Below are 8,749 nucleotides of genomic sequence, written 5' to 3'. Positions count from 1 at the left end.
GCCCCCGAGCCCTCAAGCCCGCCAGCGAGTCCATGACACTCCTGGCCGCCGCCGTCATCGTCCACGACGAGGCCACCAACCGCGTCGTACTGCTGCAACGCGGCGAGAACGCCAAGTTCGGCCAAGGCCTGTGGGACCTGCCGGTCGGCAAGAGCGAACCGGGGGAGCCGATCACACGGACCGCGGTGCGCGAGCTGTACGAGGAGACCGGCCTCGTGGTGCGGCCGAAGGCACTGAAGATCGCACACGTCATCCATGGCGCATGGGGAGTCGAGGCCCCCAACGGCTACCTCACCGTCGTCTTCGCCGCGCACGAGTGGTCCGGCGAGCCGCAGAACCGGGAACCGCAGAAGCACGCCCAGGTGCGGTGGACCGATGCCACGGCCGTCCCGGAGGCCTTCGTCGCCACGAGCGCCGAAGCGCTTCACCGCTACCTCGACGATGGCCCGGGGGTCTTGCTCGACGGCTGGGAGTGAGTGACGGGAGTTCTGTCGGAGGTGCCCCGAGGCACTCGGCAACGCAGTGAGGGCTGGTTCCCGGCGATCGGGGAACCAGCCCTCACTGGTAACTGCGACATGTAGCCAGGGACCTGTCGGCCCCCCGCGATTTAGATGTCGAAGTAAAGCTCAAACTCGTGCGGGTGCGGCCGCAGCTGGATCGGGGCGATTTCGTTCGTGCGCTTGTAGTCGATCCACGTCTCGATCAGGTCGGACGTGAAGACGCCGCCCGCCTGGAGGTACTCGTTGTCCGCCTCCAGGGCGTCGAGGACCGCGGGGAGGGACGTCGGGACCTGGGGGACGCCCGCGTGCTCCTCGGGGGCGAGCTCGTAGAGGTCCTTGTCGATCGGCTCGGCCGGCTCGATCTTGTTCTTGACGCCGTCGAGGCCCGCCAGGAGAAGCGCGGAGAAGGCCAGGTACGGGTTGGAGGACGGGTCCGGCGCGCGGAACTCGACGCGCTTGGCCTTCGGGTTCGAGCCCGTGATCGGGATGCGCATCGCGGCCGAGCGGTTGCGCTGGCTGTAGACCAGGTTGACCGGGGCCTCGAAGCCGGGGACCAGGCGGTGGTAGGAGTTCACCGTGGGGTTGGTGAAGGCCAGCAGCGAGGGGGCGTGCTTGAGGATGCCGCCGATGTAGTAGCGGGCGGTGTCCGACAGGCCCGCGTAGCCCTGCTCGTCGTAGAAGAGGGGCGAGCCCTCCGACCACAGCGACTGGTGGACGTGCATGCCCGAGCCGTTGTCACCGAAGATCGGCTTCGGCATGAAGGTCGCGGTCTTGTTGTTCTGCCACGCGACGTTCTTCACGATGTACTTGAAGAGCATCAGGTCGTCGGCCGCGGCGAGCAGCGTGTTGAACTTGTAGTTGATCTCCGCCTGGCCGGCCGTGCCCACCTCGTGGTGCTGGCGCTCCACCTGGAGGCCCTGCTTGTCCAGTTCGAGGGAGATCTCGGCGCGCAGGTCGGCGAAGTGGTCGACCGGCGGGGCCGGGAAGTAGCCGCCCTTGTAGCGGACCTTGTAGCCGCGGTTGTTCTCGACGGCACCGGTGTTCCAGGCGCCCGCCTCGGAGTCGATCTCGTAGAGCGAGCGGTTGGCGGAGGTCTCGAAGCGGACCGAGTCGAAGACGTAGAACTCCGCCTCGGGACCGAAGTACGCGGTGTCGGCGATGCCGGTGGAGGCCAGGTACGCCTCGGCCTTCTTCGCCACGTTCCGCGGGTCACGGCTGTACTGCTCGCCCGTGATCGGGTCGTGGATGAAGAAGTTGATGTTGACGGTCTTGTCGCGGCGGAAGGGGTCCACGCGGGCCGTCGACAGGTCGGCGCGCAGCGCCATGTCCGACTCGTGGATGGCCTGGAAGCCACGGATCGACGATCCGTCGAAGGCCAGCTCCTCCTCCGGGTCGAACGCCGCCGCCGGAATCGTGAAGTGCTGCATGACACCGGGCAGGTCGCAGAATCGGACGTCGATGAACTTGACGTCCTCGTCCGCGATGTACTTCTTCGCGTCGTCGGCGTTCTGGAACAACATCCAACTCCTCCTACTCCCGCCCGGGGCGGGACGGGGTTGCAGCTTGTTGTGCGGCCAGTGCGGTGGCACACGCTGGGACCCGACCATAAGGACGGGGGATTTCTCAAGCGTGACCCATTTGTTTCGCCGAAGTTAACCGGCCCGGGGGCACTGGCCCGCAGGGGTCTCCCTGCTCGCCTACCCCGCCCGGTCCGGTATGCACCCGCGCGCAGTACCGTGGACGGGTGGACAACAGGCAAGCAATCGGATCGTGGCTGTCGGGCCCGCGCGCGGCCGCGGAGGACGCTGGTGTCGACTTCGGGTACCGGGGCGAGCAGCTCGGGCTGCCGGAGGAGGGGCCGGGGTCGATCGCCCGCCCGGGCCGCCGCATCGGCGCCATCGCCGTGGACTGGGGTCTGTGCATGCTGATCGCATACGGTCTGTTCGCCCGCGGTGACCAGCAGGCCATGGGCAACTGGGCGCTCGGCATCTTCTTCGTGCTCAGCGTCCTCACCGTCGGCACGGTGGGCGGTACGCCGGGCAAGGCGCTCTTCCGGCTCCGCGTCGTCGCCGAGGGCGGCGGACGGCTCGGCATCGGCCGTGTCCTGGTGCGCGGCGTCCTGCTCTGCCTCGCCATCCCGGCCCTCATCTGGGACCGCGACGGCCGCGGCCTCCACGACCGCCTCGCCCGCGCCGTGCAGATCCGGGTCTGAGCACCACCGACCTCACGCGAGGCCGAGTGCCGGGTCGGACCATGACGACCTGCGGCGACTGCGGCGACACGGCCATCCACGACGTACGGCGAGGGCCCCGGAACCTGCTCGGTTCCGGGGCCCTCGCCGTACGTCGTCGTAGGAGAAGCGCGGAGAAACTACCGCATCTTCGGGCCGCCCCGAGGCATCCGCATGCCCTTCGGCATCGGGCCCTTCGGCAGCGGCATGTTCGACATCAGGTCGCCCATGGCGCGCAGCCGGTCGTTGGTGGCCGTCACCTGAGGGCCCGTGAGGACGCGCGGCAGCTTCAGGAGCGTCGTGCGGAGCTTCTTGAGGGAGACCGTGTCGTCGGTGGTGCCGACGATGACGTCGTGCACCGGGACGTCGGACACGATGCGGGCCATCTTCCTCTTCTCGGCGGCCAGCAGGCTCTTCACCCGGTTCGGGTTGCCCTCGGCCACCAGGACGATGCCGGCCTTGCCGACGGTGCGGTGCACCACGTCCTGGCTGCGGTTCATCGCGACCGCGGGGGTCGTCGTCCAGCCGCGGCCGATCTTGTCGAGCACCGCGGCCGCCGCACCGGGCTGGCCCTCCATCTGTCCGAAGGCGGCACGCTCGGCCCTGCGTCCGAAGACGATCGCCATCGCGAGGAAGGCGAGCAGGAAGCCGAGAATGCCCAGATAGACCGGGTGACCGAGCAAGAAGCCGATCGCGAGGAAGACACCAAAGGTGACGATTCCCACAGCCGCGATGATCAGGCCGATTTTGGAGTCGGCCCGCCGGGTCATCTTGTAGGTCAGAGCGATCTGCTTGAGTCGCCCTGGCTCCGCGGCCGCATCCGCCGCGGTGGATTCCTTCCTCGCCATGCTCCTGAGTCTACGTGTCCCCGGAAGCGACTACGACGTGCGGGTTGCCACCGTCTCCTCGAACACGCGCAGCGCCTCGACCCTGTCCTTGGCGCGGCGGCGGTCTTCGAGCACGGAAGTCCAGGCGTTGCGGCGTGCGGTGCGCTGGCCGCCGCTCATGAGCAGCGACTCGACGGCACGCAGTGCGACGGAGACGGACGGGATGGCGGTGGCGCGTACGGGCGCGGCCTGCATGGTGGGGCCCTCCTGGGAAGCGGCTCGGGTGAGCAGCTGTGGGTAAGGGTGTACGAGCGGTGATACCAGGGTCACTGATTGGTGTTACCAGGGCGTGACCGAGCGGTCAAACGCCGATGAAACCTTGATGCCTCGCCCAAAAACGACGACGCGGTCCATACGCCTCCGCTACCTGCGGAATCGCATGAACCGCGTCGTTGCGGCTTCTACCAGTCAGTAGCTGCTTGTGCGGCGATTCACACGAGGCCCACGCGCCCGGCATGTGCCACGGTCCCTGGCGGCCCCGCCGCCCGGGCCGCCCGCGGCCTCGCGGCTCGGGCCGCCGACGGCCCCGCGGCTCAGACCGCCTGCGGCGTGACCGCGCCGCGCTGCTCCATCGCCATCTGGTACAGGCGCCCGGCGCGGTACGAGGAGCGGACCAGCGGGCCGGACATGACGCCGGAGAAGCCGATCTCCTCGGCCTCCTCCTTCAGCTCCACGAACTCCTGCGGCTTGGCCCAGCGCTCCACGGGGTGGTGGCGCACCGACGGGCGCAGGTACTGCGTGATGGTGATGAGCTCGCAGCCCGCCTCGTGCAGCCGGTGCAGCGCGTCGCTGATCTCCTCGCGCTCCTCGCCCATGCCGAGGATCAGGTTGGACTTCGTGACCAGGCCCGCCTCACGCGCCCGCGTGATGACTTCGAGGGAGCGCTCGAAACGGAAGCCAGGGCGGATGCGCTTGAAGATGCGCGGCACCGTCTCCACGTTGTGCGCGAGCACCTCGGGGCGCGAGGAGAAGACCTCGGCGAGCTGCTCGGGGACGGCGTTGAAGTCGGGGATGAGGAGCTCGACCTTGGTCTGACCCGCCTCGCGCTCCGCCGTCATGGCGTGAATCTGGCGCACGGTCTCCGCGTACAGCCAGGCGCCGCCGTCCTCCAGGTCGTCGCGGGCGACGCCGGTGATCGTGGCGTAGTTCAGGTCCATCGTGACGACGGACTCGCCGACGCGGCGCGGCTCGTCGCGGTCGAGGGCCTGCGGCTTGCCGGTGTCGATCTGGCAGAAGTCGCAGCGCCGGGTGCACTGGTCGCCGCCGATGAGGAACGTGGCCTCGCGGTCTTCCCAGCATTCGTAGATGTTCGGACAGCCCGCTTCCTGGCAGACCGTGTGCAGGCCCTCGCTCTTCACGAGCTTCTGGAGGGCGTTGTACTCGGGGCCCATTTTCGCCCGGGTCTTGATCCACTCGGGCTTGCGCTCGATGGGGGTCTGGCTGTTCCGGACCTCCAGGCGCAGCATCTTGCGTCCGTCGGGTGCGACTGCGGACACATCGGCTCCCTGATAGCTGGCGTAACTTCGATTCGTCGGCGCACCCCAGGGTACGCCCGTGATGTCTTTGGCCTTACTTCTGGCCAACCTCTGGCCAAGGGGGTGCATTCCCCGGGGCCGCGTATCCGCTAGGCGGAAAGCTTCTCGATGAGCCGCGGCTTCAGCTCCGCGTTCTCCAGGATGTCGCGCAGATGCCGCTCGGCCACGGGCAGAACGTCGGCGATCGTGATGTCGCGGCCGAGTTCGTAGGCGAGGGACGTGACGCCCGCGTCGCGGATGCCGCAAGGGATGATCCGGTCGAACCAGGCGTTGTCCGGATTCACGTTGAGCGCGAAGCCGTGCATCGTGACGCCCTTGGCGACGCGGATGCCGATGGCGGCGATCTTGCGGTCCTCGCGGCGCTGGCCCGCGTTCGACGGCGCGTACTCCGGACCGTTGAGCCGCGCGTCGAACTCCTCGTCCGTGAGGCGCGGGTCGAAGTCGAGGGAGAGGCCGCCGAGCGCGGGGCGCCGCTCCACCGGGTCACCGAGGACCCAGACTCCGCTGCGCCCCTCGACGCGGCTGGTCTCCAGGCCGAACTCCGCACACGTACGGATAAGTGCCTCTTCCAGACGGCGTACGTGTGCTACGACGTCGACCGGACGGGGCAGCTTCTGGATCGGGTAGCCCACGAGCTGGCCGGGGCCGTGCCAGGTGATCTTTCCGCCGCGGTCCACGTCGACGACCGGGGTGCCGTCCAGCGGGCGCTCGCTGTCCGCGGTGCGGCGGCCCGCGGTGTAGACCGGGGGATGCTCAAGGAGCAGGCAGGTGTCGGGGGCCTCGTCGGCGAAGCGGGCGGCATGGACGCGACGCTGCTCGTCCCACGCCTCCTGGTACTCCACGGCGTCCGGGCCGAAGCCCAGTCGGACGAACCGAAACTCACTCACGGCAGGTGCCTCCCTGAACGTTCACCGTGCACACATCGCGCCATCTGCCACTGTACGGGCCCCCCGGCGTGGCAACTCCGGCCCGGGTTCCTCACACGATCGGATGAATGAGGGACGAAGGCCCCTATAGAGGCTGTGATGGCCGTTACATTCGCGCCGTTCACGGAGCCATAAGGGCTGCTCAAGGCAGGCCCGAAAGGCAGGAGACCGCACAGCCGATGACGGAACGACCTCCGCAGCGCACCCCAAACCGCCAGCTCTCCGCACTGATCGCGGAAGCCGGGTTCTCCAATGCGGGCCTCGCGCGCCGCGTCGACCAGCTCGGCCTCGAACACGGCCTGGATCTGCGGTACGACAAGACGTCCGTTACCCGATGGCTGCGCGGTCAGCAGCCAAGAGGCACCACGCCCGCGCTGATCGCCGAGGTCTTCACCAGGCGCCTCGGACGGCGCCTCACCGCGCAGGACCTCGGCCTCGACGCCTGCGCCCCGGTCTACGCGGGCCTGGAGTTCGCCGCCACCCCCGAGGAGGCGGTCGACATCGTCGGCGGTCTCTGGCGCAAGGACTCCGGGAGCCACGCCGAGCTGCGGAAGATCGCCTTCACCCCGGCCGGGCTCGTCGTGCCGAGCCGGGACTGGCTGATCGGCAGGGCCGACGAGCGCGTGGGCCGGGGCGAGACCGACCCGGGCCAGGTGCGCGTACCCCCGCAGGGGCGCCCCGGGGTGCCACGCCAGCGCAGGGAGTCCGACCGGGGGCCCGGCCAGCGGGTGACCAGCGGCGACATCGCGGCGCTCCGGTCCGTCGGCGAACTCTTCCGCGCGCTCGACAACGCGTACGGCGGCGGGCACGCCCGGCAGGCCCTCGTGCGCTATCTGGAGCACGAGGCCGAGCCGATGCTGCGCGGCACGTACGGCGAGCAGGCCGGGCGGCGGCTCTTCGGGGCGGCCGCCGATCTGACCCGGCTCGCGGGCTGGACCTCGTACGACATCGCGGCGCACGGACTGGCCCAGCGGTACTACGTGCAGGCGCTGCGGCTCGCCCAGGCGGCCGGTGACCGGGCCTACGGCTCCTACGTGCTGGTCACCATGAGCCGTCAGGCCGTCTATCTCGGGCACGGGCGCGAGGCCGTCCAGCTCGCCCGCGTCGCCCAGCAGGGCGTCGGCTCGTCCGCGCCGCCCGTCGTGCAGGCACTGCTGTACGCGGCGGAGGCACGCGGCCACGGGGTGCTCGGCGAGGTGCGGGCCTGCACGGCCTCGCTGATCAGGGCCGAGCGGTCCCTGGAGACGGCCAGGCCGGGCGACGAGGTGCCGCACTGGGCCCGCTTCTTCGACGAGGCCCAGCTCGCCGACGACCTCGGGCACAGCTACCGCGACCTCCAGCAGTACCGCGTCGCGGCCCAGCACGCCGAGCGCTCCCTGCAACTGCGCGCCCCCGCCTTCGCGCGCAGCCGCCTCTTCTGCCGGGTGGTGCTCGCCACCGCGCGGCTCGGCCTCGGCGACCTGGAACAGGCCTGCCAGCTGGGCGCGGAGGCCGCGCAGGCGGCCGGTGAGATGCGGTCGGCACGGGCGCACGAGTACGTACGCGACTTCGAGCGCCGTCTGGAGCCGTACCGGGACGCGGCGCCGGTCCGTGGCTACCGCGACAAGGTCGCGGCGGTCTTCGGGTAGGCGGCGGCAGGGCTCCGGCGGGCGGCGAGCGGCAGGTCAGGCGGCGAAGGGCAGGGACTCCCGCACGTCGCTCCCGCCGTCGCCGTCCGCCGGGGCGACGCCGAAGTCCCTGAGTACGGCGTGGGCCGCGCGGCGCCCCGAGTGCAGCGCGCCCTGCACCGTGCTGGTGTCCCGGTGGTCCCCGCAGACGTACAGCCCCCCGAGCAGCCGCACCGGTCGGCGCGGGTCGTGCGGGGGCGGCATCGCGGGCACGGCCTCCGGGGTGTGGTGGAGGGCGAGGAGTTCCCAGCGGTTGGTGTGCGTGCCGTACAGCGCGGCGAGATGGGCGCGCACGGCGCGCTCGGGCGGCGGCGGGCCGAGCACCGTGGAGGAGACCAGGACGCGGTCGGCGGGGGCGCGGGACGGGTCGACCTGGCTGACGACCGCCGTGTGCGCGACCGGGCCCGCGCAGTCGGCGTCGAGCAGCAGTCCGGCACCTTCGAGGGGCGGCTCCGGTGCGGTGTGGTGGAACACCGACACCGCGTGGAAGGGCGGCACCCGCAGCCCGGGGAGCAGCTCGGCGGCGGCGCGGGCGTCGGTGGCGAGCAGCACGGCCCGGCAGCCGATCTCGCCGTGCTCGGCGGTGGTCACGGAGGTCGTGGAGACCGAGGTGGCCCGGACGCCGTGGCGCACCGTGCCCGGCGGCAGTGCCGACGCGAGCAGCTCGGGCAGCACCTCGGCGCCGCCCTCGGGGAGACAGAGCCTGCCCCGGGCGTAGGCGTGCAGGGCGAGGTCGGCGCACCGGCTTGAGGTGGTCAGACCGGGGTCGCAGAGCAGCGCGGAGAGCAGCGGGCGCAGGAAGCCCTCGATGGTGCGCGAGGGCAGCCCGCGCGCGGCGAGGGCCTCGCGGGCCGGGAGTTCGGGACGGTCGAGGAGCCGCTCGACGGGGGTCGCCCCGATACGGGCGAGCGCGGCGCCGAGCCGGGCCTGGTCGAGCGGGCCGCCGAGCGGGGCCGGGCGCGGGGCGGGCCTCGGCGACGGCTTCACCGCACGCGGTACGCGGG

Annotated in this window: 9 protein-coding genes; 3 read left to right on the top strand and 6 right to left on the bottom strand. The window is 70.9% G+C overall.

Features of this window, described 5'->3' with window-relative positions; all coding sequences use genetic code 11:
- Positions 1-476 (top strand): NUDIX domain-containing protein (locus tag AB8Z36_RS19980; RefSeq protein ID WP_369214707.1); only part of this gene is annotated, 476 nt, incomplete at its 5' end.
- 131 nt (positions 477-607) lie between these two features.
- Here AB8Z36_RS19980 and glnA read toward each other — a convergent pair.
- Positions 608-2,017, bottom strand: coding sequence for a type I glutamate--ammonia ligase (gene glnA / locus AB8Z36_RS19975; protein ID WP_369214708.1), 1,410 nt, complete (start codon positions 2,015-2,017; stop codon positions 608-610).
- Between the two features lie 227 nt (positions 2,018-2,244).
- Here glnA and AB8Z36_RS19970 point away from each other — a divergent pair, with 227 nt between their 5' ends.
- Positions 2,245-2,712 (top strand): RDD family protein, encoded by a 468-nt coding sequence (locus AB8Z36_RS19970; protein WP_369214706.1) that lies wholly within the window; start codon positions 2,245-2,247, stop codon positions 2,710-2,712.
- A gap of 158 nt (positions 2,713-2,870) precedes the next feature.
- Here the strand turns inward: AB8Z36_RS19970 and AB8Z36_RS19965 are convergent, their stop codons facing one another.
- The 4 genes from AB8Z36_RS19965 to lipB form a co-directional block, all read right to left on the bottom strand.
- Positions 2,871-3,578 carry a DUF4191 domain-containing protein gene (locus AB8Z36_RS19965; RefSeq protein ID WP_369214705.1) on the bottom strand — a complete coding sequence of 236 codons (708 nt, stop codon included), beginning with the start codon at positions 3,576-3,578 and terminating at the stop codon, positions 2,871-2,873.
- Positions 3,579-3,608: 30 nt separating this feature from the next.
- On the bottom strand, positions 3,609-3,812 hold the full coding sequence (locus AB8Z36_RS19960; RefSeq protein WP_363250468.1) for an SCO2195 family GlnR-regulated protein: 204 nt from the start codon (positions 3,810-3,812) through the stop codon (positions 3,609-3,611).
- 338 nt (positions 3,813-4,150) lie between these two features.
- The gene (locus AB8Z36_RS19955; RefSeq protein ID WP_369214704.1) at positions 4,151-5,113 is read right to left on the bottom strand and encodes a lipoyl synthase; all 963 of its coding nucleotides are present in this window, start codon (positions 5,111-5,113) and stop codon (positions 4,151-4,153) included.
- 128 nt (positions 5,114-5,241) lie between these two features.
- The gene (gene lipB / locus AB8Z36_RS19950) at positions 5,242-6,039 is read right to left on the bottom strand and encodes a lipoyl(octanoyl) transferase LipB (RefSeq protein WP_369214703.1); all 798 of its coding nucleotides are present in this window, start codon (positions 6,037-6,039) and stop codon (positions 5,242-5,244) included.
- Between the two features lie 218 nt (positions 6,040-6,257).
- Between lipB and AB8Z36_RS19945 the strand changes: the two genes are divergently transcribed.
- Entirely contained in the window at positions 6,258-7,706 is a 1,449-nt protein-coding gene (locus AB8Z36_RS19945; protein WP_369214702.1) for a regulator, read from the top strand.
- A 36-nt stretch (positions 7,707-7,742) separates the two neighbouring features.
- On the opposite strand, the gene AB8Z36_RS19940 is transcribed toward AB8Z36_RS19945, so the two are convergent.
- A partial coding sequence (locus AB8Z36_RS19940; RefSeq protein ID WP_369214701.1) for an FAD-dependent oxidoreductase occupies positions 7,743-8,749 on the bottom strand: 1,007 nt, incomplete at its 5' end.

Source organism: Streptomyces flavofungini, assembly GCF_041028215.1.
In the GTDB taxonomy this organism is placed as follows: Bacteria; Actinomycetota; Actinomycetes; order Streptomycetales; family Streptomycetaceae; genus Streptomyces; species Streptomyces flavofungini_B.
This window is presented reverse-complemented; position numbering and strand designations above follow the sequence as displayed.